The 26,935-nt window shown below is 52.4% G+C and carries 18 protein-coding genes; 11 read left to right on the plus strand and 7 right to left on the minus strand.

All coding sequences use genetic code 11. The features are described from left to right. Positions 1 to 493: 493 nt before the first annotated feature. Positions 494 to 1,039, plus strand: coding sequence for an Ail/Lom family outer membrane beta-barrel protein (locus tag IMQ33_RS05045; RefSeq protein ID WP_065686195.1), 546 nt, complete (start codon positions 494 to 496; stop codon positions 1,037 to 1,039). Between the two features lie 261 nt (positions 1,040 to 1,300). Then, positions 1,301 to 2,776, plus strand: coding sequence for an alpha/beta hydrolase (locus IMQ33_RS05050; RefSeq protein WP_196062565.1), 1,476 nt, complete (start codon positions 1,301 to 1,303; stop codon positions 2,774 to 2,776). A gap of 965 nt (positions 2,777 to 3,741) precedes the next feature. On the opposite strand, the gene IMQ33_RS05055 is transcribed toward IMQ33_RS05050, so the two are convergent. From IMQ33_RS05055 to IMQ33_RS05065, 3 genes are all read right to left on the minus strand, one after another. Continuing rightward, the gene (locus tag IMQ33_RS05055; protein ID WP_196062566.1) at positions 3,742 to 5,469 is read right to left on the minus strand and encodes an ABC-F family ATP-binding cassette domain-containing protein; all 1,728 of its coding nucleotides are present in this window, start codon (positions 5,467 to 5,469) and stop codon (positions 3,742 to 3,744) included. A 384-nt stretch (positions 5,470 to 5,853) separates the two neighbouring features. Next, positions 5,854 to 6,084 (minus strand): helix-turn-helix transcriptional regulator, encoded by a 231-nt coding sequence (locus tag IMQ33_RS05060; protein ID WP_065686198.1) that lies wholly within the window; start codon positions 6,082 to 6,084, stop codon positions 5,854 to 5,856. Positions 6,085 to 6,096: 12 nt separating this feature from the next. Further along, a complete protein-coding gene (locus tag IMQ33_RS05065) occupies positions 6,097 to 6,657 on the minus strand; it encodes a DUF2975 domain-containing protein (RefSeq protein ID WP_065686199.1) in 561 nt (186 codons plus the stop codon). A gap of 349 nt (positions 6,658 to 7,006) precedes the next feature. On the opposite strand from IMQ33_RS05065, the gene IMQ33_RS05070 reads away from it, so the two are divergent. The 9 genes from IMQ33_RS05070 to IMQ33_RS05110 all read left to right on the plus strand — a co-directional run bounded on the left by IMQ33_RS05070 (position 7,007) and on the right by IMQ33_RS05110 (position 21,063). After that, positions 7,007 to 9,433 (plus strand): DUF3772 domain-containing protein, encoded by a 2,427-nt coding sequence (locus IMQ33_RS05070; protein ID WP_161741048.1) that lies wholly within the window; start codon positions 7,007 to 7,009, stop codon positions 9,431 to 9,433. Positions 9,434 to 9,446: 13 nt separating this feature from the next. Then, positions 9,447 to 10,055, plus strand: coding sequence for a class I SAM-dependent methyltransferase (locus IMQ33_RS05075; protein WP_196062576.1), 609 nt, complete (start codon positions 9,447 to 9,449; stop codon positions 10,053 to 10,055). Between the two features lie 76 nt (positions 10,056 to 10,131). Then, a complete protein-coding gene (gene kch, locus IMQ33_RS05080; RefSeq protein ID WP_196062577.1) occupies positions 10,132 to 11,304 on the plus strand; it encodes a voltage-gated potassium channel protein in 1,173 nt (390 codons plus the stop codon). Between the two features lie 596 nt (positions 11,305 to 11,900). Beyond that, positions 11,901 to 12,431 (plus strand): fimbrial protein, encoded by a 531-nt coding sequence (locus tag IMQ33_RS05085; protein WP_021804448.1) that lies wholly within the window; start codon positions 11,901 to 11,903, stop codon positions 12,429 to 12,431. A 132-nt stretch (positions 12,432 to 12,563) separates the two neighbouring features. Beyond that, complete coding sequence (locus IMQ33_RS05090) at positions 12,564 to 15,173, plus strand: fimbria/pilus outer membrane usher protein (RefSeq protein WP_230326791.1); 2,610 nt, start codon at positions 12,564 to 12,566, stop codon at positions 15,171 to 15,173. Between the two features lie 137 nt (positions 15,174 to 15,310). Continuing rightward, complete coding sequence (locus IMQ33_RS05095; protein ID WP_196062567.1) at positions 15,311 to 16,048, plus strand: molecular chaperone; 738 nt, start codon at positions 15,311 to 15,313, stop codon at positions 16,046 to 16,048. A 72-nt stretch (positions 16,049 to 16,120) separates the two neighbouring features. Continuing rightward, positions 16,121 to 17,233 (plus strand): fimbrial protein, encoded by a 1,113-nt coding sequence (locus tag IMQ33_RS05100; protein WP_196062568.1) that lies wholly within the window; start codon positions 16,121 to 16,123, stop codon positions 17,231 to 17,233. 555 nt (positions 17,234 to 17,788) lie between these two features. Next, the gene (locus IMQ33_RS05105; RefSeq protein ID WP_071683571.1) at positions 17,789 to 18,319 is read left to right on the plus strand and encodes a fimbrial protein; all 531 of its coding nucleotides are present in this window, start codon (positions 17,789 to 17,791) and stop codon (positions 18,317 to 18,319) included. 131 nt (positions 18,320 to 18,450) lie between these two features. Then, on the plus strand, positions 18,451 to 21,063 hold the full coding sequence (locus tag IMQ33_RS05110) for a fimbria/pilus outer membrane usher protein (RefSeq protein ID WP_230326863.1): 2,613 nt from the start codon (positions 18,451 to 18,453) through the stop codon (positions 21,061 to 21,063). 44 nt (positions 21,064 to 21,107) lie between these two features. Here IMQ33_RS05110 and IMQ33_RS05115 read toward each other — a convergent pair whose 3' ends face one another. The 4 genes from IMQ33_RS05115 to IMQ33_RS05130 form a co-directional block, all read right to left on the minus strand. After that, the gene (locus IMQ33_RS05115; protein WP_161711487.1) at positions 21,108 to 22,754 is read right to left on the minus strand and encodes a UbiD family decarboxylase; all 1,647 of its coding nucleotides are present in this window, start codon (positions 22,752 to 22,754) and stop codon (positions 21,108 to 21,110) included. Then, positions 22,751 to 24,325 (minus strand): GMC oxidoreductase, encoded by a 1,575-nt coding sequence (locus tag IMQ33_RS05120; RefSeq protein ID WP_196062998.1) that lies wholly within the window; start codon positions 24,323 to 24,325, stop codon positions 22,751 to 22,753. The genes IMQ33_RS05115 and IMQ33_RS05120 overlap by 4 nt, the downstream gene beginning before the upstream one ends. 66 nt (positions 24,326 to 24,391) lie before the next feature. Beyond that, complete coding sequence (locus IMQ33_RS05125; protein WP_098931160.1) at positions 24,392 to 25,270, minus strand: hypothetical protein; 879 nt, start codon at positions 25,268 to 25,270, stop codon at positions 24,392 to 24,394. An 11-nt stretch (positions 25,271 to 25,281) separates the two neighbouring features. Further along, entirely contained in the window at positions 25,282 to 26,934 is a 1,653-nt protein-coding gene (locus IMQ33_RS05130; RefSeq protein WP_196062999.1) for a ferritin-like protein, read from the minus strand. Between the last annotated feature and the right edge of the window lies 1 nt (position 26,935).

Here is a 26,935-nt window from a genome sequence, read left to right on the forward strand (position 1 = left end):
ATCTTGACTATGCGGAGAGATGTAATATGCATAAAAATGAAGTCACTATTACTTGTAACTTGTTGATTTTTATCAGCAGGAATGTCGTGTTTTGTGGTTGTTTGTTGTGCATTTAATGAGTGATAAATTGGATAATTAATTGATTTTATTAGGTATTAACTTACTTGGGTATGCTATGGCTGTGATGGGCGTTTAAAAATTAAACATTACAGATCACGGGGTTGTTCTGCGGATGGTCTTGTTAGGGGGTGAAAGAGGGCAAACTGAACTGTCCCGCAAGAAATTTCCTGCAACCAAGATAAATAGTGTTCAGGTTGCCTGAAAAACAAGCTGATTCGTTTATTGCTATGGATTTTTCTGCAAAGAAATTGATGTTTATGTGAAGTTGAGCGAGACATCCCACAAACTTCATGGTTAAATTCCGAATTCGCTCAATTAGCACATTATTTTATTGCAGAGCGATTTTTATTTACTCATGGATTAAGAGATTAACATGCAAAAAACATATTTATCAGTACTTCTGGCTGGCGCAATGGCGCTGTCTTTCGGCGTTCAGGCTGCGGGTGAAAGCACCATTTCATTAGGTTACGCTCAGAGCCACGTCAAGATTGATGGCAACAATCTGAATGAGAACCCAAAGGGTTTTAACCTCAAGTATCGCTATGAAATTGATAACAATTTAGGCTTTATCACTTCATTCACCTATACCACGCAGTCGTATGACTTCTATTATGGCAGTAACAAAGTGGGCGATGGTGATTTAAAATATTACTCACTGACTGCTGGCCCAGCCTATCGCTTTAATGACTATATCAGCGCCTATGGTTTAATCGGTTTTGGCCACGGCAAGGCGACGACCAATGTCTCAATGCTGGGGTACTCTTCTAACACAGACGAAAGCAAGACCAGCGTCGCTTACGGTGCGGGCTTACAAGTTAACGTTACCCCTAATATCGCTCTTGATGCTCATTACGAGTATTCAAAGCTGGGTGATTTTAAAGTCGGTACCTGGACCGTTGGTGCAGGCTATCGTTTCTGATAGAAATGTCCTAAAGGGTTTTGAGGGGGCAGCACTAGGCCATTATTGTCGGTAAAAATGGTCTGGCCTTCTGGAAACCTCGGAGCCGCCGCTACCCGCGTCGGTTCCGGTTTTATCCTCCTTCAAATGCGTTCTTTTTCAATCAACCTTTCTTGCCGTTTGGTATACGGTTCCCTCGATACCCCTTCCATGATCCGTTGGCGGGCGGTTTAATGTATCGACGTTAAAATCCAGAGTAACCGTTTGCTGAAAGGACTCGTCATGTCTGCGTTTCGTGTTCTCCTTTTGCTGGCCGTTGCGGTCCAACTACCAGCCTCTGCCAAGCCTTTGGTCAAACCATCCGGCACTGTGCCAGGTACCATTCAATGGCAACCCTGCAACAGCACCGCCTTTCAGCACTGGTTCAGCGATGGGCCGCCTCCGGCCGGGTTACAATGTGGCTATGTCGAAGCGCCACTGAGTGACCAGAATGCAGCACAAACCGTTCGGCTGGCTCTCACGAGGTTACCTGCGGTAGGCCCAAAAAAAGGCAGTGTGGTGATCATCGCGGATGGGCCTGGCTCACCAGGGCTCAATCCAAAAATTGCCGAGCAGGGTCCCGCCTGGCGGTTGCAAAAATCTTACGACATCATTGGCTATGATCCTCGCGGTGTGGGGCAATCGACACCCAAAATTTCCTGTCTACCAACAGCCAGTGAGGAAACACCGTCGCCCGATGAAAACGATATTCCCGGTGCAGAGCAACAGGCACGGGATAGGGTGGCGGCCTGCATCAAGCAGACAGGAGCCGATGTGGTGCAACATATAGGCACCCACGAAGCCGTTAACGATCTTGATACCCTTCGCCGGGCATTGGGTGAACCCGCTTTGACCGCCGTGGCGTATTCTTACGGTACCAAGGTCGCGGAGTTGTATGCCGAGCGTTTCCCTAAGAAAACCCGCGCGTTGGTGCTCGATGGCGTAGTGAACCTGAAAGAAGATGACTTTAGCCAACGCATCAATCAGGAACGGGGTTTTCAGCAAAGCTTCCTGCGTTTTGCCGATGACTGTGAGAAGAAGGGCTCATGCCCTTTAACCAGCGAACCTAACTGGGCGATCCAGCGGTACCACAGGATGCTGCGCAAATTGCACGATGCTCCTTTCGTTACTCCGTCGGGTTATGAAATCTCTGCCGATGACGTGATCACGCTGACGCGTAACCTGTTGCCCTGGCGGGAACGTTGGCCCGAATTGGCCACGGCCTTGCGTAAAATTGATGAGGGCAAAGCCGATGATGCGGTGACCGATCTTATCGACGAAAGCTATACCCCAGACGCTGATGATGCGCGAATGGTGATCACCTGTGCAGATGTGGCGAAGCCTGATGCCGACCAGCAGTTGTTACGTCGGCAGCGCCAACAAATCAATACCGCAGCCTCATTTCCCAATTACTTACCGTTGCATGAGTATCCACTCGAGACCTGTGATTTCTGGCCATATCCTGGCCATTTGGAACCGCATGCTCCCGTTCTTTCTAATGCTCTCCCGCCGTTGTTGTTCATTTCCCAGCGCTATGACCCGGTTACGCCATATCGTAACGGCCGTGAAATGGCTTCGAGTTTTAAAAGCCCGCTGATCACCCGCGAAGGGGATGGCCATACGCTGGCGTTGACGGGCATAGACAGCTGTGTGGATGATGCAGTAGTGGATTATCTGTTGAGTCCCAAAAAGCCACGACGGGATAAAAGCTGCCGTTGAGCGGGGGTCTTTAGGTGATGATATGTGCCTTCACCAGGCTGACAGAAACACTACTCAGTAGTGTTCTAAACCTACGTTCTGGGGGGGATACTAAGTTATGCCAGTAGGGGGGGGCAGGACTGCAATTTTTACTAAGAGTATTCTGCCCCGTGATGAAGTACAGGATTAAGCGGAATGTCGGGTAGGGATACAGATTTTTCCGTTAATAATGTGCGCATCCCGGCGGATCCACTCATTAACTTTGTAAACACTGGTTCTGTGAAGTTGTGCGAAAGTCTTAATATCTCCGTCATGCTTTCTATATATAAACTCTCTGACACTGGTCAATGTACAGTTCTCCATGAAGTGTGGCTTCCTAGGTGAAGGGTATGTGGATATCCATTATTAGGTTGGTACTGTTATAGCATAGAGCGTAACATAAAGTTTTAAATACGGGAATTAAACTTTGCTGTTATATGCGAAATTTTATCGATCTGTTTTTTTAATTAGATACTCTTAGGTGATGGATAAATTCACATTCAGGTAAAAAACAAGGAATAAAGTTTAATTTAATTTAAAATCATAGTGTTACATTGATTTTGTCGTGGTGTTACACAATGGGCGCAGAGGGGGGGGAAACTGACATTGATTAACAATCTATATGGATTTGTCGATAAAAAATAATTTCCTCACGAGCTTAATTGCAATAAATAACGCATAGCAGCAAAATCAAGAATAATCTCAATATATTTGGATGGGTTTATTCTTGGATAACAATGCGCTTTCTGAGTTTATTCCTAGTTAAAAGCGAGAAGGAAGGGAAACGTAACGATTTATCTTAATTTTGCCATCAAGATGTCGTTGATGATCAGCCCCATCGTGATTTGTTAACATTCCATGAGTCTGGATAAATGACTCATGGATGGCGCGACCAGCAGATGACCAAACTCAATTTGGTTCATACGCCAGTCGCGCCCATAGTTGGGTTAAATCAACCCAAGCTTGCTATTAATCTCCTCGATCTCGCGCCGCCATTGCTGCTGCAACTGTGGTTTTTGATGCTTGAGTTTACGTGTTAAATCCTCCTCAAGTTTGTGCTCCAAAGCAACCAGCATTGCCAGTAGGTGATCTTCATTGCTTGATATTGCAGGTTCAGCGACCTGTTCACGTTCAGGGGATGCCGCCAGCTCAGAATGACTGCCACCACTCAGTATGGTGTAGACGGGTAAAAGATCGTGCCATTCGGTCAGTTGACGATCGTTTATCAGCCAGTAGCGATTACAGCTTTGCTCCATCAGCGTCCGATCGTGGGTGACCAGCAGCACGGCTCCCGCAAACCGTTGCAACGTTGCGGCCAGCTCTTCTTTACCTTCCATATCCAGATGGTTGGTCGGTTCATCGAGCAGCAACAGTGAGTAGTTGGCCAGAGTAAGCGCAACAAACAGTAACCGCGAACGCTCGCCACCGCTCAGCGTAGACACTTTCTGTTGATGGCGCAGGTAAGGGAAACCGGCACCGATCAGCGCCATTTTCCGTTGGTCTTCGGTCAGGGGGGCGAAGTGGCTCAGAGCATCGCTTAACGAATCTTCATCGTTGAGCTGTTGCAGACTCTGGTCGTAATAACCAATACGCACGCGAGGGTGAAAAACCGCCCCTTGGCAGCTTGCTTGCTGGTACTGCTGCCAAAGGAAGTGCAGCAATGAAGACTTACCACAGCCGTTACGACCTACTAGCGCGATGCGATCGCCACTTTTTACCTGGAGATGATCCAGACTGAACAGCACCGGCGCGTTAGGAGCAGGGCGAATGGCTAATTGCTCCAACGCCAGCAGTCGATCGGCAGGCAGCGCTTCACCACTGAGCCGGAGCCGCCACTGGTTGCCTGAGCTCAAGGTGGTTTGCTGGTCCTTTAATCGAACCACCTGTTTTTCCATCTGCTTGGCTTTACGCGAGAGATCTTCGTTGTCATAGACCTGGCCCCAGACAGCCAGGCGTTTGGCACTTTTCTCTACGCGGTCAATTTCCTTTTGTTCAGCCTGATGGCGGTGCTCATCGGCCAAGTCCTGCTCTTGGAGGGCGAGGCGCGCCTGCGAACAGGGCAAACGGAAATACTGAAGCGTTTTGTCACGCAGGATCCAGGTACAGTTGGTTACGCTGTCCAGTAACCGACCGTCGTGGGAAACCAGCACGAAGCTACCGTTCCAGCTATTGAGGAATTGCTCCAGCCACAGCAGCGTCGGCAGATCCAGATGGTTGCTGGGTTCATCCAGCAGCAGCAAATCAGGTTGGCGGATCAGCGCTCGGGCTAACAACAACCGGGTATGCTGGCCACCGCTCAGGGTGCCAGCCTTCAGATCCCATGCCACCCGGTCGAATCCCAGTTCGGCGAGTAACACTTCACCTTGCCAACGTTCAGGCTGATGTTGTCCCTCTGCCAGGCCAGTGAGCACTGCTTCCAACAGGGTACAGTGATACAAGGTTTCGGGCAGGTGTTGTTCCACCCGAGCCATCAGGCATTGGTGTGATGGGGTGACAGTACCCGTGCTGGCAGGCAGATCGCCACTGAGAATTTTAAGCAGGGTGCTTTTGCCACAGCCGTTATGGCCAATTAAACCGATGCGGTCGCCTTTTTTGAGGCTAAAGGAAACCTCAGCCAGCAGCGGGCCGAAAGCGGTATCAATACCAACAGATTGTGCAGAAAGTAATGTCGTCATGATGCTTACTCAAGGTTACAGGCATGCAAATGCCTATCGTCAAAAAATGGCCGACGATAACCCGGTAAGCCGGAGGGAAGAACTTTGATGTGAGTAAACTTCGCTCAAGCTTAGGTTATCGGAGCACGATACCGGTAATGCTTGAGCAGCGACGATCACCAAGGTGAGGTGAGAATTTGAACCATTCACACGACAGCATAGGGGACCTCCTTTTCATAGTTTTTGGTTGATAGGTGAACGGATTATAAAGGGGATTTGCGGTTTCTGCTACTGGCTGGCAATAGAAGGCGTAACAGGAAGGTAACCTCCCTGTTACGTTTGAGGCTGCTGACAACTCTCTACCGGCATGCTACGCCCGTTTACTTTGTCATCTATCTGAGCCGATCAGTCATCTTCTGCGTAGATTTCTGGGTCCTGAATATGTTCCAGCACGTCCCCAGGCTGGCAATCAAGATAGCGGCAGATAGCATCCAGCGTAGCAAAACGTATCCCTTTCACCTTGCCTTGCTTTAACAGCGAGAGGTTTTGTTCGGTGATGCCAGCCGCGGCGGCCAGGTCTTTGGATTTGACTTTGCGTGTAGCTAACAACACGTCTAGCCGGACGATGATCGACATAATGGGCTAACCTCACACGAACTGTTGATTTTCAAAGTGCAACTTGCTGGCCTGTTTCAGGATTTGTGCAATGACGGCAATACAGGCCGCGAGAAACAGGGCAACAATATTCCCTGTATCGATACCTAATGTCACCATTCGTTGGCCAACGGGCTCATGCATGGTTATCCAATAACTGAGAATAGGCTGGCACAATAACTCTAAAATCGTCCAAATGGCGACATATTGGCCCATTTTTCCCAAATGGTGCGCCGCAGTGCCTGAAAAATAGGCGCGTTGAGCATAGGTTTGGAACAACTTACGTAAATGATACAACCCTAGTGCCAGTGCCAGCAGCGGTACGCTCGACAAGATAATGCCACCAGCAATTTGCCACCATGGGAAGCGGTATAAATCAACATCCAGGGCGCTGATTAAATCGTTTGAGATGGAAACATGAAATCCGTAGCCATCGTTGGCGGCGACGCTTGGGAATAACCAATAGGACGCATTAAACAACAACATGGCGAGTAACAAGCACAATGTGACGGTGGCCATACGTTGGCTGAAGCGGGTAAGGCGATCTAATGTCATAAAAACCTCAAGTTGCTGAGTGGAAGTCGCCGTGACTTTACTCTTAAAATTATCGTAAAACAATAATAAATTATTGTAATGCGATCATTTAATGATTTCTTTGTTCACAAATCAATCAGGTGGCGATTTGTTTTTTGAGCAGTAAACGGTCATGAAGAGGGCACTGTGGAGGGTTAAATACGGGCTAGTGAGGCGTTAACTAAAATTTCTACTAACCTTCTAGGATTAATGCGCTTTTTCACTGAATAGCTTGTTATTATACTCACCGCTTATTGTTGATCAGGCGCAGTGATATTCATCGTTTCGCCTGTTGCGATTATCGCCAACCCCATGCTGAGCATTCACCGTTATGATCAAGTCATTACAGATTTTCCTGTTCACCTTTTTGTTGTTCGGCTTACCGCTGGCGCCGTTAGCCAATGCAGCACAGCAGGGTGCTGCTGCGGTTGAACTCAGCCCGCAGGAAATAGCGGCTTCGCTTAAAAATTATCAAAAACAGCTGGATACGATTAAACAGCAGGTCTCAAAGGCGAGCTCTGATGGTCAGTTGAACAAGCTGTTTGAAGCCACGCAGGTCTTAGCTACGGACGCAGAAAAGCTGACCACCGATCTGCAACCCATGCAGGTGAAGTTACAGGCACAGTTAGACGTGCTTGGCCCGCAGCCCGAACCTGGGGTAATGACCGAAACCGCCAGTGTGGTGCAACAACGCAATACGCTCAATAATGCCAAAAAACAGTTGGACGATGCCGTAAAACGCTCACAAGCCATCAGAACGGGGGCGCTCGACTTAGGGCAACAAATTACCGATCTGCGCCGTGTGGCCTTCAAATCCCAGTTGGCGTTGAATACCGGCAGTATTCTTAGTTCGCAATTCTGGTTACCAGAGTCGACTTCACAGGTTGAGGATTTAGCTCGTCTTAACGACTTTAAGCAGCAACTGGAGCAAACCCTGGATGCCAGTTGGCAGGAGGAATGGCGCTACGGGACGATAGCGTTACTGATCCTGGCTGCGGCTTGCTGGTCTCTAGGGCGCTATTTCGTGGAGCAGTTTTTTGCCTGGGTGTGTATCCGCTATTTACCCGATGGCCGCTTGCGCCGCAGTTTTATGGCATTAATGACGGTGCTGATCACGTTGTTTGCCACCACGCTGGCGCTAAATCTGCTTATTTCTGCGTTTGCTCGTGTTCAGCCGCTGACGTCTCAAGTCCAGGATTTCGCCGATGGATTTATGCAGTTGGGGATTTTCTGCGCGCTGATCGCTGGATTAGGCAGGGCGTACCTTTCGCTGAGCCGTCCATCATGGCGTCTGGCGCAGATGGATGATGCCATTGCCAGCGGCATGCGTTTCCTGTCGCCGTTATTGGCCGGATTGGCTATGGCTTTTGGCACCGTGGAACTGGTTAATAACGTGATTGGTGCCAGTCTTGGCAGCACGGTGCTAGGTAATGGTCTGGCTACTGCATTGATGGCATTGATCTTGTTGGCAATACCGGTTCGGGCACGCCGTATCCGCTATAAGCTAGAGCAGCAGGGGATGCATCTGGAAAAACGCTCGGTGATTGCCGGGATAATCCATATCGTTATTGTGGTATCGGCAACCGTGATCCTGTTATCACTGTTGATTGGCTATGTGGCTTTCGCTCGCTTCCTGACCTATCAGTTGATTTGGGGGGCACTGGTACTGATGGCGTTCTATTTCCTGGTGATCTTTGCTACCGATTTCTGTACGGTCATTTTTTCCCCCCAAACTGCCAGCGGGCGGGCGCTGAAAAAATCGCTCCACTTTAAAGATCGCCATCTTGAGCAACTGACCGTCATCTTCACGGCGTTGTCCAAATGTTCTTTGATATTGTTGATGATTGTTGCCCTGATTAATGGCTCCTTTGGCACCACCACGCCAAACTCCTTACTGCAAAAGATTGTTGCCATCCTGAGCGGTGAAGGTCTGAAGCGGCTGAATATCGTTCCAAGCAACCTGCTCAATGCGGTGGTTTGCCTGGCGATCGGTATCTATGTGCTGCGGGTCACGCAACGTTGGTTGAGCCATGAGCTGCTGCCAAAAACCATCAGTGATATCGGTATCCGCGCCTCGCTTGTTACCTTGTTCAGCAACGTCGGCTATGTGCTGCTGATACTGATCACGCTGGCGACGTTGGGTATCCAGTGGAATAACCTGGCCTGGATCGTGAGTGCGCTATCGGTAGGTATCGGTTTTGGCCTGCAGGAAATCGTGAAGAACTTTATCTCTGGGCTGATCCTGTTAACGGAGCGCCCGGTTAAAGTTGGGGATATGATCGGTATCGGCGGGGTTGAAGGGGATGTACGGCGAATCAATGTACGCGCCACCGAGATCCAGCTGAGCGATCGCTCGACCATGATTGTGCCTAACTCTCAGCTAATCTCGCAGAACGTGCGTAACGCCACCATGGGGAATGCCCAAGGGGTGGTCACCGTTGCGCTGACTTTCCCCACCGATATCGACCCAGAGCAGGTACGCAACGTGTTACTGAGTGCCTACCATGAACACGAATCCATTCTGGAAACGCCAGCCCCATACGTTCGCTTCAGCCAGCTTGGCCCAGACGGGATTATCCTCAGCGTAACCGGTTACGTTGCCAGCCCACGCATGGTTGGCTCCACCAAGAGCGATCTGCTGTTCAATATTTTGAAGCTCCTGCGCGCCCATAATGTCAACCTGTCCAGCCCGAAAGAGGTGGTGTTTATGAAGCAACGGGCAAAAAGTCTGGTTGATGAAGAAGAACATTCATCTTGATGAGGTCACGCTGATGAGTCACTCAATGGCCGACAATATCATCGGGATTTATCAACGGCATGCTGAGGCGTTTGAGCAGAAGCGGTCAACCACGCTGTTTGAGCAACCCTGGTTGGAGCGGTTCCAAAGCCTGTTACCCGACAACGGGCGGATCCTGGATATTGGCTGCGGCAACGGCATGCCGATCGCCGACTATTTTATCCGCCAGGGTTTTCAGGTGACCGGTGTGGACAGTTCGCAGCCGATGATCGACCGTTGCCTGCGACGCTTCCCGGAGCAGCGCTGGGCAGTGGCCGATATGAGACGTTTGGCGCTACCGGATAAATTTGATGGGTTAATAGCCTGGGACAGTTTTTTCCATCTGACGCGAGAAGATCAGAGCCAGATGTTTAACATTTTTCGGCGACATGCCCAGAGCAAGGCTGCATTAATGTTTACCAGCGGCACCAGCAATGGCGAAGCTATCGGCACGTTCGAAGGCGAGGCCCTTTATCATGCCAGCCTGGCCCCCGAAGAATATCGGCAGTTATTGCAGGAACAGGGGTTTAACGTGATCAAAATGGTAGCAGAAGATCCGGACTGTGGTGGGCGTACCGTCTGGCTGACGCAACTTGGCGAATGATCCCTGCATCACGTTAAGCCACAGTCCACTATAAATATGTCATCGGCCAAGTCATGGTGTTGAAATGATGAAAGTTATGAAAATCGTGAGAACAATAGAAAAATACGTACCGCCAACGTTTATCCTGGCGTTGATGGTTGCGCATATTGGGTACTTGATACTCAGCCCGATCCTGTGGCACGGGTTGCAACATTCTCATGATTTTGTGGAAAATTTCAGCTCCTGGCAACAGGCTCTGGGATTTCTCGACACTATGGATATTCCTCGCTTTATGATTGGCATTGTGCTGCTCTTTATGGCGGGGATGTTGCTGTTAAAAACGCGTATTGCCTGGTTTTTCTCGTTACTGTTGCTCAGTTGCATCGTTATCGTAGATATCGCTATCTATAGGCAAATCACGGTGTTGGCAGGGTATTCACTGATCACCCTATTAGGGATGCTCATCTACTGGCGACGTTTTGACCAACGTAAGCTGGCGAGTACCAGTTTCTTTGCTGTCACCAGCATAGCCTCATTGATTGTCTACAGTATGTTAGGAACGCTGTATATTGGCGATCAATTCACCCCCGCAGTCACCGACCTGCCTACGGCGTTTTATTTTGCCGTGGTCTGCATGTCTACCGTCGGTTTTGGCGATATCATTCCGCATACCACTGCTGCGCGAATGTTCACACTCACGGTGATTATTTTTGGCATCACGGTTTTTGCCGCTTCTCTGGCATCGGTTGCTGGTGTGCTAATCAGTCAGAATCTTCAACGTATTATCAAAGGGCGGTTCTCTCACATGACTCGCAAAAATCATTACATTATTGTTGGTACCTCTTCATTGGCACTCAATGTCTATCAGGGACTGATTGAAAGCGGTGGTAACGTGACCATTGTTTGTGAGCCAGGTAATAAGCAACATTACCCTGACCATGCGGATGTGGTTGAAGGCGATCCTTCCGCCGTTGCGACTCTGGCATTAGCCGGGGCCGAAAAGGCGAAATATATTGTTGCCTTGACCGAAAGCGATGCGGTGAACGCTTTCATCATATTGGCGGCCAAAGAGGTGGGTGGGGCAGACACCAAAACTATCACCCTAGTCAATGAAAGCCAGAATATGAACAAGATCAAACGCGTCAAACCCGATGCCGTACTCTCACTGCAGCTGTTAGGCAGTGAATTGCTGGTGCGATCGCTCAATGGTGAGGTGGTTAATCACGATCTCAATATTGATGCGTTTTTCAGCAACGGGGAGGGCAAGTAACCTGCTTTTCCTTGTTGATAGCCAAACCAGGTAATAGCTCCAGGAGCCTATCACGCCAGCAACTGGGGGTAGGCTCAAGGTTAACATTGTCGAAATGCGCCTTCTGATGTCTTCGCCTTTACGTTTGTAGCCACATTCCTACTTACTTTCTTTTAGAACAACAATAAAAAAGCCATGGTTTATCTTACATAGAGCTATTTTTTTATTAAAAAATATAATTATTCTTATTTCAGGCGTTGAAATTAAATAATAAAAAATAATCACCTCTCAATGTCCCGTTACCTTTTTATAATAATTCATGATTAGGAATAATCTTGATTTTTTATTTGGACTTTTTTTTGTTTGTCATGTTAGGATTTTCCTGCGTTATCGGAATCGCAACTTACTGCAGGGAGGTAGTAAAGTGAAAAACAAGGCTGTTGTTATTTGCTGAAATAACTGAAGTATCTCCCATCGATATAAGAAGCTAAGGCTGTTGCGCACTAATGGTTTAATAATACTAACCATTAATAATTTAATCCAGTTTAAAAATGAAAACGGCACAGCAAATGATTTGCTGTGTTTATTTAACTATAGTGAACACAAGGAATATAAACATGAAAGCAATCTCCATCAAAACTACCCTGGCCTCCCTGATCCTGGCTGGTCTGTCCAGCAACGCCTTTGCCTACGATGCGCAGATTAATATCACTGGTGAACTGACTGCAGCCACTTGCAAGATCAACGGTGCTAGCAGCCCTGCCATCAAGAACATCACCCTGCCGACCCTGTCCAAGTCTGCCCTGACCGGTGCAGGCTCCTGGGCTGGCCGCGTACCTGTCAGCTTCCAACTGTCTGATTGTGATGTGGGCACCACCGGCGCCACTGCGACCTTTGAAAACGGCCCGAACATTAGCGTTGATGGCAACATGAAAAACCTGGCTGCCACCAACGCTGCCACCAACGTGGAAGTTCAGTTGCTGAACTCAGCAGGCAACGTGATCAACCTGGCGTCAGACACGGTAACTACCCCAATCGTGAGTGAAGCTGGAACCCTGCAGTTCTATGCACAGTACTTCTCCAAGGATGGCGGTGCGTCAGCAGGTCAGGTGGTCTCACACGTTGAATTCTCAATGAACTACAACTAATTCCCCCAGGGGATACCAGAGGTATCGGTATCCCCCTTTTTTAAGGGCATCTGAAATAGGGTGCCCTTAAAAAAATGGAATTTGGTCATTGCTGGTTATCCCTTGACCCCACTAATTTTTGGAGAAATATTCATGCTTGCTGGCTTTCTACACGTAGTGACTCCTCGTCAGACACGGCAGATCTTTATGACCAGCCTGTTGGCGATGGCGGTAAGTTCGACAGTCCATGCTGCAAACCATGACGTCCCGGAACTGGCTGAGTTCGACCCCGGTTTTTTCCGTGGGCTCAGCGGCCAGGCGGCCGCTCTCTCTCGCTTTAGCAAAGGCAACACCTTGAGCCCTGGCCACTATCGCTTTGATGTGTACGTCAATGAGCTGTGGGTGGGCCGCCAGGAGATCGCGGTAACACTGACTGTCCCAGAGGCGAGGGTGAGTTATTGCTTTACTCCTGAACAGGTACGGCAGTGGGGGCTGGATGCCAGCAAACTCCCCGAGGCGGTGCAGGCCCAACAAGCGTTAAAGAACGATAAGTGCTTTGATGTCGAGAAATTCATTCCCGGCTTTAAGCTTACTGCCAACACTGGCGATCTGATGCTGGAGATCACCGTACCCCAGGCGTTTATCGGTTCACGTCGTGGCGTGGTGGCATCTGAACTCTGGGATCATGGCGTCACCGCCGGTTTTATCGGGTATAACCTGAACACATTCCGTACCGACAACCGGGATACAGGCAATACCACGCAATACTTTGGTGGTTTTAACAGCGGGGTGAACCTGGGGGCCTGGCGGATGCGTCATAACAGCAGCTATACCCGCACAGGCGGCAACGACGGTTCCAGTCACTATCAATCCATCAGTACCTATGCTCAGCGCTCTATCGCGCCGCTGAAGGCACAACTGACGGTGGGGCAATATTTCACGCCGGGCGATCAGTTTGACAGCGTGCCCTTCACCGGCGTGCAGTTGACCAGCGATACCCGCATGAACCCCGATACCGAGAACGGCTTTGCGCCGGTGATCCGTGGGATTGCCAACTCCAACGCCAAAGTTACCATTCGCCAGGGCAACAACGTGATCCACGAGACCAGCGTGCCACCCGGTCCGTTTGCCATCGACGATCTCCACAGCACTGGCTACTCCGGCGATCTGCAGGTGACCATCACCGAAGCCGACGGCCAGACCCGCATCTTTACCGTGGCCTATGCGGCGGTGCCGCAGATGTTAAGGCCGGGTGTGTCACGCTTCAACCTGTCCGCAGGGAAATACCGTGACAGCGCGCTCGACAGTGTCCCCAATTTGTTGCTGGGCACCTGGCAGCACGGGGTCTCTAACCTGGTGACCGTCTACACGGGCGGCATTGTGGCCGAGAAATACCAGTCGTTGCAGGGCGGACTGGCATTGAACACTGGCATCGGGGCGCTGGCGCTGGATCTTACGCAGTCCAGGGCTAGCGGCCTGAAGAGCAATGCCTTCGGGATCGAGGAGCATATGCAGGGGCAGAGCTACCGGGCAACCTACAGCAAGCTGCTGCCCGAGACGCGCACCAACTTTACCCTGGCAGCCTACCGTTTTTCGAGTGAAGGCTACCTGAGTTTCGGCGATTTCGCCCGGGCGCGCAGCAGCCAGACTCCGACGTTTAATGAAGTGAGCAGTCTGCCCGGCCTGGTGGGCAGCGTTGTCGAGTCTGCCCGGCCACGTAACCGCTATCAACTGAACATCAACCAGCCATTGGCCGACGGGTACGGCAGCCTGTTCTTCAGCGGCTCGGCACAGAACTACTGGCATAGTGGCAGTGGCACTAGCACCACGTTCCAGGCCGGGTATGGCAACAGCTACCGTTGGGGAAGCTTCAACGTCGGTATCAGCCGGACCATTGGCTCAGGGGGCAAATCGGATACGCAGTATCTGGCCAGCGTCAGCATTCCTTTCGGCAGCCGAGCGCGTGCACCGATGCTGACAACTTCGCTGAACTACAGCGACAGCAAGAACACCACTGCGCAAACCTCCCTGAGCGGTACGCTGGGCGAAAATAATCAACTGAGTTACAACGCGTTTGGCAGCAGCAACCGAGCTGACAGCTATAGCGCAAATTCACTGGGCGGCAACATACAGTACAGCTCACCGTATACGGTGATGAGCGGAGGGGCCAGCAGTGGCAATAGCACCCGGCAGTTGAACCTGGGGTTGAGTGGCAGCGTGGTCGCACACCCGGGTGGTGTCAACTTCACACAGTACCAGGGGGAAACCATGGCGGTGGTGCAGGCCAAAGGGGCAGAAGGGGCGGCCATCAGCAGCAACGTCGGTGCAGCGGTTCAGGGTAACGGCTTCGGGGTGGTCTCCGGGCTGATGCCATATCGCCAGAACGAAATCGCACTCGATCCGAAAGGGACATCACGGGATGTGGAGATCCAGGGCAGTACTCAACAGGTTGCTCCGAGCGCCGGAGCCATCACGATGCTGAAATACCAAACCGAGACCGGCACACCGGTGATGTTGCAGGCCAGCCGTACGGACGGCAAACCGATCCCGTTGGGTTCAGAAGTGCTGGATGACAAGGGAAACTATCTGGCGATGGTGGGCCAGGGCGATCTGATCTTCGTGCGCGGTTTGGCACCTGAGGGGCAACTGGTGGTGAAATGGGGGCCAGAAGTAACTCAGCACTGTTCGCTGCAGTACCGTTTACCCGCTGACTTGGCCAACATGCAGGACTACCCGAAAGTGGCTGCCAAGTGTGTACTGTAATCACTATCTCAGCCCGGCGAGACCGGGCTGAATAATCAACGAGAATTGCGGTTCAAAGATCCAGCATAGTGGTTTATCTAACGCTATGATTATCTAAACACGCGGGCATCTCACATTTTTTTAGGACGATATCAATCATGAATAGATCGTGGATTAAAGCCTTTCTTATTGCAGTACTGTGCAGTTGGGTGTTTCAGGCGCAGGCCAACGTGGTCATTTCTGGTACCCGGCTGATTTACCCGGCTAAAGATCGGGAAATCACCGTAAAAACCACCAATATGGGCAAAGAACCTTCAATGGTTCAGGTGTGGATCGATCGTGGCGATCCCAATAGCCGAGCCGATACCGCCAATGCGCCTTTCCTGGTGACGCCACCGCTGGTGCGTATTGACCCTAATAAGGGGCAGGCATTCCGCGTAGTGTTTACCGGCGCAGCGCTGCCTAAAGATCGGGAGTCTATCTTCTGGTTTAACCTGCTCGACGTACCACCGCTGCCAAAAGATGCCGATGCCAACGTGATGCAGGTGGCTTATCGTTCGCGTATCAAACTGTTTTATCGCCCTGAAGGGCTGGCAGGTAACCCGGTCAAGGCTGCTGAATCCCTCACCTGGTCACGGGGAACGTCTGCAAAAAACGGTGTAGAACTGCAGGTGCGCAACAACAGCCCGTTCTATGTCTCGTTGTCCACTGTCACCCTGAAAAATGGGAGTACCACGTTTAAGGACGCGGAGGGGAAAACTTTGGCACCGTTCAGTACACAGAACATCACGCTGAAAGGGTCAGGTACGTTACCGGCAGGGCAAGCCAACGTGATGTATAGCTGGATCAACGATTACGGCGCAGCTGTTGAGCAGACCACACCATTGGCGCCCTGAACCGAATACGCGTCGGGTTTACGCACGGAGGCAGCATGCCATGACCAATAAGAATAAGGCAGGATCCATATGATGAGTAGCAACATTCAGAAAACGATAAAAAAAGCGGTAACGCAGAAGACATCGCGCGCCAGACTGGCTGCGCTCTCGCTGGGCGCCCTGGCGCTGGCGGTGCTGGGTATCTCTCAGGGGTATGCTGTTACTACTGTATGCAATGTGCCGCCGCCGCTCTCTCTCACGTTCCCTGCGCTGGTGTTTGACGGCGGGGCGGACGGCCCTACCATAGGTCAGCCTATAGGCAGCGGCTGGGGAGCCGTCACGACCAACCCCACTTTGTTTAGCGGCGGTGCTGACTGTCTAATTACCAATGGTGTTACATTATTGATGATGGGGGCAGAGACGCAGCCAATCCCGGGTATTACCTATACCGAGAGCGGAATCACTTACCCGGTATTCCCTACCAATGTACCGGGTATCGGCATCATTATCGGGATAAAGGCGACGTCGGCGGCGAACTACACGCCAGTAAACATATTAACCATCTTCTTTCCAGAGCCCTCTCCGTCACGGGGCATGGGAGTATCCCTGCAGGCCAAACTGATCGTGACCGGGCGCCTGACCACCGGTGTTTATCAAATCCCCCGTCAGGATCTGGTCCGTGTTTATGGCAGTGGTTATCTGCCGGAGACGGCCACCGGTATAAGCGTGATGTCGCTTAACACCACGACAGTGACCATTACGGCTAGAACCTGCCAGATGACCAGCGCAACGACGCAGAATGTGCCGCTGCCGAGAGTCACCAAAAATCAGTTCTCCGGCCCGGGCTCATTGTCAGCTGTCGGGTATAATTTCACGCTGTCAACGCTATGCGACAGCGGGGTCAAGCTATATGCCACCATGACCGACGCCAACGACCCGAGCAATACCGGCAATACGCTTTCGTTGGGTACGGGTAGCACGGCGTCAGGCGTGGGCGTGCAGATACTCAGGAATAACCAGGCGATTGCCTTTGGTCCGGACTCCGCGGCGTCGGGAAATACCAACCAGTGGTTTATCGGGACCGCTGGCAGCGGCGGCAAAGAGACCATTAACATCCCGCTGGAGGCCAAATACGTTCAGACAGAGTCAAACATGGTGGCGGGAAACATCAGGAGCAGGGCCACCGTGACTTTCTCCTACCAGTAACGCCATCGTCGCCAATAAAAAACCGGTGAATTTGCCGGTTTTTTTATTGGGTGAGGAAAAGTTTTCTTCCTGGTCTTTTTTTGTGTAGGGTATTTGCACCCAATGTCTGTAGCAAACTAAGAAATAATATTTTTCTTTAATAAGGTTTTCCTTATATCAATTTTGTCATTTAAATAAACAGGATTGAATTAGAATTTATTTTGTCCTTTTGTCTATATTTTTACGTCAGTAACTGATTGTTTTTGTTTATATAATAAATACACGTTGATTTATATCATATTAAGAATTACCGTTTAATTTTTGTTTAATTTTTTATTGCTATTGTTATCTGGCGTTATCTGAATCACCGCTTACCACTGAATGGCATAATAATAAGGATATCCTTATATACTCCAATCAGCAATATGGCAATATATTCACACCTCTGAAATATATCCGTTCAGGGTTGTATCGCAATCATCATTCGATGGCGTTCACCATCGTTAATTTAATTTTAATCAACAGCAAACTATTTGTTGTGCTCAATACACTTAGTCAAATAAAGGTATATAAAACATGAAAGCAATCTCTATCAAAACTGTCCTGGCAACTCTGATCCTGACTGGTCTGGCAAGCAACGCTTTTGCCTACGATGCACAGATCAATATCACCGGTGAACTGACTGAAAGCACTTGCCTGATCAATGGTGCCAGCAGCCCAGCGGTCAAGAACGTCACTCTGCCAACCTTGTCCAAGTCTGCCCTGACCGGTGCAGGTTCATGGGCTGGCCGTGTGCCAGTGACCTTCGAGCTGACTGGCTGTGATGTGGGCACCACCGGTGCAACCGCCACTTTCGAAAACGGCCCGAACATCAGCGCCGAAGGCAACATGAAAAACCTGGCTGCCACCAACGCTGCCACCAACGTGGAAGTTCAGTTGCTCGATGCTGCGGGTACCGCGCTCAACCTGGCGTCAGACACGGTAACGACCCCAATCGTTGGCGAGGCAGGGACCTTGAAGTTCTTCGCACAGTATTACTCCAAGGATGGTGGTGCATCTGCTGGCCAGGTGGTCTCACACGTTGAACTCTCAATGAACTACAACTAATCCCCCTAGGGATACTGGTAGTTACGGTATCCCTGATTTTTTAAGGGCATCCACAATCGGTTGCCTTTTAAAAAAACATTTACTTACTGCTTATTACACCTTTAGAACCACCCAACTTCGGAGAAATAGTCATGTTTGCTGGCTTCTTAAACGCATTTACTCCTCGCCAGACTCGTCAGATCTTTGTGACCAGCCTGTTGGCGATGGCGGTAAGTACGGCTGCCCATGCCACAGACCAGGATCCTTCGGAGTTGGCAGAGTTCGACCCTGGTTTTTTCCGCGGGCTCAGCGGCCAGGCGGCCGACCTCTCGCGTTTCAGCAAAGGTAACACCTTGAGCCCCGGCCACTATCGCTTTGATGTGTACGTCAATGAGCTGTGGGTGGGCCGCCAGGAGATCGCGGTAACCCATACTATCCCCGAGGCAGGCGTGAACTATTGCTTTACTCCTGAGCAGGTACTGCAATGGGGGCTGGATGCCAGCAAACTCCCCGAGGCGGCGCTGGCGCAACAGACGCTGAAGAACGAGAAGTGCTTTGACGCCGAGAAATTCATTCCCGGTTTCAAGTTAAGCGCCAATACCGGTGAGCTGATGCTGGAGATCACCGTCCCCCAAGCCTTTATCGGTTCACGCCGTGGCGTGGTCGCGCCCGAGCTGTGGGATCATGGCGTCACCGCCGGTTTTGTCGGCTATAACCTCAACGCTTTTCACACCGACAACCGGGATGGGGGCAATACCACCCAGTATTTCGGTGGTTTTAATAGCGGGGTGAACCTGGGCGCCTGGCGGTTGCGTCATAACAGCAGCTATACCCGGACGGAGGGGAGCAACAATTCTGGTCACTATCAGGCTATCAGTAGTTACGCTCAGCGCTCGATCGCACCGCTCAGGGCGCAGTTCTCGGTGGGGCAATACTTCACGCCGGGTGACCAGTTTGACAGCGTGCCGTTCACCGGCGTGCAGTTGACCAGTGATACCCGCATGAATCCCGATACCGAGAACGGCTTTGCGCCGGTGATCCGTGGGATTGCCAATTCTAACGCCAAAGTCACCGTCCGCCAGGGTAACAACGTGGTCCATGAGACCAGCGTGCCGCCAGGCCCGTTTGCTATCGACGATCTCCATAGCACAGGCTACTCAGGCGATCTGCTGGTGACGGTAACCGAAGCCGACGGCCAGACCCGCAGCTTTACCGTGGCCTATGCTGCGGTGCCACAAATGCTGCGGCCGGGGATTTCACGTTTCAACCTGTCAGCGGGAAAATATCGTGACAGCGCGCTCGACACTACCCCCAGCTTCTTGCTGGGCACATGGCAGCAGGGGATTTCCAACCTAGTGACCGCCTACACTGGGGGGATTGTATCCGACAAGTACCAGTCGTTGCAGGGCGGATTGGCTTTGAACACCGGTTTAGGTGCGGTGGCCGTGGATATCACGCAATCACGCGCTAGCGGCCTGAAAAATAATGCCACCGGGAACGAGCAGCAAATGCAGGGGCAGAGTTATCGGGCGACCTACAGTAAGTTGCTGCCCGAAACGCGCACCAACTTTACCCTGGCGGCCTACCGTTTTTCGAGCGACGGCTACCTGAGTTTCGGTGATTTTGCCCGGGCGCGCAGTAGCGAGACGCCCACGTTTAACGAGGCGGGGAGCCTGCCCGGTCTGGCTGGTGATATTTCTGAGACCTCTCGGCCACGTAACCGTTATCAACTGAACGTCAACCAGCCGTTGGCCGAAGGGTACGGTAGCCTGTTCTTCAGCGGTTCGGCGCAGAACTACTGGCATAACGGTGGGGGCACCAGCACCACGTTCCAGGCTGGGTACGGGAATAGCTATGGCTGGGGTAACTTCAACGTCGGTGTCAGCCGGACTCTCGGCTCGGCGGGCAAGTCGGATACACAATATCTGGCCAGCTTCAGCATCCCACTGGGTAGCCAGTCTCGTGCACCGATGCTGACGACGTCACTGAATTACAGCGACAGTAAGAATACCACTGCGCAAACTACCCTGAGCGGTACGGCGGGTGAAAATAACCAGCTGAACTACAACGCGTTTGGTAGCAACAACCGGGCCGACAGCCACAGCGCCAACTCGCTGGGCGGCAACGTACAGTACAGCTCACCGTATGCGGTGATGAGCGGCGGGGCAAGCACTGGCAATAGCGCTCGCCAGTTGAATCTGGGGCTGAGCGGCAGCGTGGTCGCGCATCCGGGGGGCGTCAATTTTACGCAGTATCAGGGGGAAACCATGGCAGTGGTAGAGGCCAAAGGTGCGCAAGGGGCAACCATCAGCAGCAACGTCGGTGCAGCAGTGCAGGGTAACGGTTTCGGGGTAGTCTCCGGGCTGATGCCGTACCGCCAGAACGAAATCGCGCTCGATCCGAAAGGGACTTCGCAGAACGTGGAGATCCAGGGTAGTTCTCAGCAGGTTGCTCCCAGCGCCGGGGCTATCACGATGCTGAAATACGAGACTGAGACCGGCGCGCCGGTGATGTTGCAGGCTACCCGTTCGGATGGGAAACCGATCCCGTTGGGTTCAGAAGTGCTGGATGACAAGGGAAACTATCTGGCGATGGTCGGCCAGGGTGACCTGATCTTTACGCGCGGTTTGGCACCTGAGGGGCGGCTGATGGTGAAATGGGGGCAGGGAGCCAATCAGCGTTGCTCACTGCAGTACCGTTTACCGGCCAACGTAGCCACCATGCAGGATTACCCAAAAGTGGCTGCCAAGTGTGTGGTGCAGTAAGTCTACTTACCCCCGCACCGCTTCGGCGGTGCGGGGACGGTTTTTTAGCGTTCAAATCCCCACTCAGACCATTTGCTTTTGATTTTCTCCTGCAACGGCAGCGGATAATTGGTGGCAAAACTCAATACCTGTTCCAACGGTTGGTTGACCTGCTGTTGGATCTGCAAGCAACTGTACGCCACCAGGCCGCCGCGCCCGCGCAGTTTGGTGGCCACATCCAGGTAAATCTGTAACCCGGTACCGTCGGAGTCGTACTGCGGATAGTGAAACACGCCTTGCACCGGGTTATTGCGCGTCGCTAATGCCCAAGTCACTTTGTTGCTGTCATCAGGGGGAATATCTTCTCCCACGATGATCAGCTTGGCGGTGGTTTTACCAATATGGTTGGTCCAGAACACTTCGGCAATCTTGTCGATAAAGGCTTTGACCGTCATGCCGGTGATTTTATGCCAGTCGTCACGGACCCGGATCACCAGCCAATGCGAAGAGGCCTCCAACGGGCTGAAACAGTCGATGATCGGCAGACCGGACTTTTCAAAATACACCCTGGCGGTGGCAGATAAACAGAAGCAGCCGAGCATCAGCGTAGAGTCGATCGGAATACCCGGTATGCAGATCGGCAAGATAGCCTCATCGCGGAAGGTGACGCAGGTGATTTTAGCCAAGGGTTTCAGGCTGGACTGGTTGGAAAGGTAGCCAGGGAACTCGCCAAACGGGCCTTCAGCCACGGATTTATCCGCGCTGACATAGCCTTCAATGATGATTTCACATTCGGCTGGTACCAACACATCGCAGGTTTCCGCTTTCACCATCTCAATGCCGTGGCCAAGGAACGCTGAAGCATAGTTGTATTCATCATGCCAGGCTGGCGGTGCGGCAGACAGCAACATGGTAACCGCCGGAGGCACTCCAAGGGCGATCACGAACGGGCAGTCTTTCCCCTGGGCAGTCCACATATTGTAGATCATGCCGTTATGTTGGAAAGGCAGCCACAGGCCGACAATATTGTTCTTCGAATAATGCGGGCCATTACCGTGTGGTACGCCGACCGAACTGGCGTGAGGCGGTTTTGGCGTTGGGTTATTTTGCGGCCGTGAACCGGCGATCATCGCCCGGCTGAAAGACCAATTGGTCCAGGCGTCCTTATCTACCGTGTAGGCGTCTTCAGGTACAGGTTCCCCCGGTGGAGTTCGCACCATGATGGCTCCGGCTGTCTGGAAATAACGGCCGCCGTCGCCGTCGTGCAGGATAGGAGCCGGGATTTTGGTCATATCAACCTGATCGCCCACCCATTTGTTTTGTTTACATGGGGCCGTGGCCGGGTCAACCATCACTGGCGGATGCGGCTCCTGACCGATGGCATCCAGAAAGGCATCCTGGATCTCCAGCAACTGAGCATCGTCCGGTAAACCTAGCATCAGCGCCAGACGCTGCCAGCGCTTGCCCGGTACGCGGCTGACCGTCGGGCCCATTTCTGCCGCCCGAAAACCGGGGGCGCCCTTCACCTTGCTAAACAGCGGCATTGGGCTTTCCGTTTCGCAGGCGTGGCGCAGAATGGCGCCGATCTCCAGATACCAATCCACCTCATCGGGGATCGCCACCACTTCCCCCTTGCTGGCCAACAGTTCCAGATAGGCGCGGTACGATTTGGGGACTTTCTGCACATCAATTTTCAGTTTACGTCGCTTCATTGATTTTGATCCTGATGTGGGCCACTGAGTTCATCGGCCAGGGCGAATGACTGGGCTACGCCGGTCAGCGTTGGGTTCCATGAGCCAGGGCGGGGGAACAACATGCTGCCCAGGCCATAAACGTTCGGGTAACGGTGCATCTGACCGTTGAGGGCGGTGACCGAGGTTGCAGGATCGTCGCCCATCCACAGGGTGCCCGCCTCGTGCACTAACCCCTGATTGCGGATATTGTCCGGCGGCGATTTTTCCCAGGTAAAGCTGCCGTCCGGGTTATTGTGCTGGTACTCAAGTGGGGCATCTCCAGCAAGGGCGTACATCACGTCATAGGTGGTTTTATCCATCGCATCCCAGAATTGACGGTCGGTTTCCTTCATCTGGATATACACTTCGGCCTCACCCAGCGGGTTGGTCGTGACGTAATTCCACGAGTTTACCGAGCGTTCCCCGAGGAACTCCCCCATGGAATGCAGCATGATCACCACGTAGTCAGGATCCTGATAGGTGGCAACGGCTTCTGGTGAAGAAGCATCTGGCAGGATGCGGTACAACACGTCGTAGCTTTCCGTCGGTTGTGGGTTATGGACCACGCTGATGTGGGTGTGCATCAGGCGGTTGGTGGTTTTATCGATACCGGGCAGGTAATAGGCCACGGTTTGCAACTGGTTGGTTAATACCGGCAGGCTGCTGGCGGGGATACGGGCTGCCAGCCAGGAACGGATATGACCGCACAGGTTTTTTCCCACCAGTTTATCGTCAGGAAAAGACTTGGTAAGGATAAAACCGGCTTCCAGGGTATTACAGGCCAAAATCACTTTGGCGTTGCCGACGCGCAGTGAGCCGTCTTTAGTGATGATTTCTGTGACAACGTCACCTTCTGCAATCAGTTGCTCCACTTCGGCATTGACCACCACCTTGAGTGAGGCGTAAGCCTGCACATCATTCACCAGTACCGAAATGGGCGAGAACTTGGCCCAATCCTCTGGTGCAACTCCCTGGCCAGTTGCCATGGCTGAGTCCAACGCGCTCGGGCTTGGCTGCGGTTTGGCTCCACTGATATTGGCCAATTGCGAGAACAGGCGCTCACCCATAAAGCGATTCAGTGACTGGTTGCGATTGCCGGGGATCTCCAGGGAGTAGCGCCGCCCCATAAATTCGCCGGTGGGATACCACTGATTATCCAGGCGCTCGATCGCCTGCGGTGGCCAGTCCGGCATTTCGCTGCTATCGGGTTGCGGTGTCCAGGCGTTCCAAAACAGCGCGCGACCGCCCACATAAGGGATCTGCGGCATAAAGTTAAGGCTGAGTTTCATATCGGCAGAGCCATGGTACGTCCATGGTCGGATACCTACGCTGGTGTTGAGTTTGATGTAGGCCGGTGGAATGTTCTGAATATGGTCGGGGATCAGATAGTTGCCTTTCTCCAGCACCAGAATTCGGGCCTGAGGATTATGTTGCAGCACCCGGTGGGTAAAGCTGGTGCCATAGGCACCGCCACCAATCACGATATAGTCAAAAGACTGCCCCTTGATCTGGGCAAAGCGGGAAAAATAGATATTGTCGACTTCACTCATAGTTGGCTCCCGGAACGTGGCATGCGAAAAATCATCCCCGCCCCGAACCGGCGGCGGGGCAAACGGCTATGGGTAATAGGCGCGGCTTTGAATGGCCGCCGGGGCTGAGTTGAGGGTTTGCACTGCCACAGGGGCGCAACCGCCGATCAACTGCTCCAGATCTTTACGCATGGGGTGGCTGCTGGTACCCAGCACCAGTTTTACCGCCTCAGCGTGGCCGCCGTTGAGGAAATAGGTATCCATCGCCTGCAGGATGTTCCAGCGGCAACCGATCAGCTTGTTATCGTGAACGCCGTATTCGGTAATTGGCGAGATGTTGCCCGGGATTGACTTGATGCCCAAGGTGTTGACGATGCAGGTGAATATCGCAGTGTTGGCATCCTTTGGATCGTCCACCCGGAAGCCCCAGGTTTCTACCCACTCGGGTTGATAGACCGCAGAGTTGGTCCGCACCGGATTTTGTGAGGCCAAATTGACCTTGAAAGTGGTCTGGAATTTAGGCTCGCCAAACAGCTGCTCACCGGCGGCGATGGCGATAGGGGCATCGCAAGGCACCCAGACGCGATGGTTACCGTACAGCTTGGTTTGATCGCCGTCTTGAATAAATTCCTCATAGCCAATCGGTGCCAACTGGTCTTTACGGTGCTCGGGATAGGCAACAATGTTGAGCTCCAGCTCCTGGGTGATCGCTGCACCGCTGCTGCCCCATTGCTCTGGCGGGGTATTGAGGCCAGAGGCAAATTGCCCAGCGTACAATTGGAAGTTAAAGCTCACCATCGCCTTATCGCCAAACCGTGCCGGGCTAAGCCCGGTTCCCTGCAAATAAGGTTCCACTCGGCTCAACGGCACCAGATAATACACACCAACGTTGGTCAGTGAGGCGTAGTAGAACGGCATGGTGAACGGCGACGGGATGCTGGGTAAATCATTTTGCTGATTAGACATGTGCGTGGTTCCTACTGTTGTGGGGATTGAGGTTTGGCCGAGTGTGGGCAAGCCGCCGGTACCGGATAAGGCGCGGCTTTCAGCGCCGAAAGAATGTTCAGTGGGTTGAAGTACTGACGCATCAGGGTGATTTGATGCTGTTCATTGAATTGATAACGGATCGCCCAGTCGTAGCGATAGGGCACGCGGCCGCATTTGGTCGTGCCTTGTTCGCCCCCGTAGGACATTGCCTGATCGCCGCTGAAGAAGGATTTCTCGACGCCCGCGCTGCCAAAATTCACCGTTGCACCGAGCAGCGTCCAAAAACGGGTAAACCCTTCGTGGCCGTAGAACACCCCCAGATAGGGGCATTCGCTGGGGCCGGAGATATCCCAGATCACCTCGTCACTCATGCAGGAGAGTGCCAACTGCAGGTTACCGGTGGAATAGGCTTGCTGCAGCTGATCCAGGGTGGCCTCATTGCTGGCACTGGCACTGGCACTGGCACTGGCACTGGCATCTACACTGTCGGTTGTGGTTAACGCTGCGGTGGCCGGAGCAGCCATCAACACCTGTTTACCCAGCGGCTGGCGGTTAGCCACGCTGTACTCAAACGTGGGGGCGCAGTGGAATAATTCCTTGCCGGGGAAAGGGTTGGCGGTGATGGCCCGGAAGTCATCCCGCAACGCGCACATCGCCACCACGGCGGCCATCAACTTGTCTGGGGCACCGGTAAATGCTGCCTGCAGATCGCCGAGCAACTGACAGTAACGTTGGTTAAACCGGATGATGGCGTCACGAACCTCTCCGGGTGGATAATCGCTGACCTTGGCGTTGCTGTCGATCAGCACGCTTTTACCCCACGGCACCGGGAACGGCTCGCCGGTAGGGCCACTGGCCACGGTATCGCCTTTTTGATACAGCCGTTCATTGTAGATCTGGCTAAAACGGAAATAGTGAGCCAACTCATCTTCATCCACGACCCAGATATCGTTTTCTGTGCCTTCACCCTGATCGGTAATCAGTTTCATGGCGGCTATCGCGGACTTCAGATCGCTCACTTTCAGTACGTTGCCCCCACCACCATAGTAGAAAACATCCGGTGGGATCTGGCGCTGTGGATCGCCGCAGAAAATCGCCCGTTCTCCATGGGTTTCCACCGCAGCCCGCAGGCGCGATTCAACGTAAAGATAAAACTCACCGATGGTCATATCGCTGGGGACTTCATTGGCGATGGCGCGCGGGCGGACATCTTTCGGATGCTCGATCACCATGCCCTGGAAGATGCCGTTTTTGGAGAAACCGTACAGATTCACTTCAATATCATCAATATCGTAAGGCAGACGTGCGGGATAACTGGGCAGGAAGTCGGGCGAATCGACCGCGGGCGTACCGCCGATGGCGTTGAGCAGGTTGGCCGTCAGGGTGAAGTGCAGCATCTCTTCAACCACCACCGAACGCAGGGTTTCGATGATGCGCCAGTCCACGTCGTCATCCAGGGTATAGAGCATCGTCAGATAGGGGGGAATGGTGGCATGTTCCAGTTGCATAGCGTTCAGCAGCAGATCGCGCAGTTCGGTCAGATCCTGCGCCAGACTTTTTTCGTCGGCAAACTGCACATAGCCGAGTTGGGCAAACGAGGTTTCAGCAAGCTGGAAGGTCTTGGCTTTTGCGGTCATGTTCATA

The sequence above is a fragment of the Serratia sp. Res13-Sevr-LER1-36-b genome, assembly GCF_015673035.1.
Classification (GTDB): domain Bacteria; phylum Pseudomonadota; class Gammaproteobacteria; order Enterobacterales; family Enterobacteriaceae; genus Chania; species Chania fonticola_C.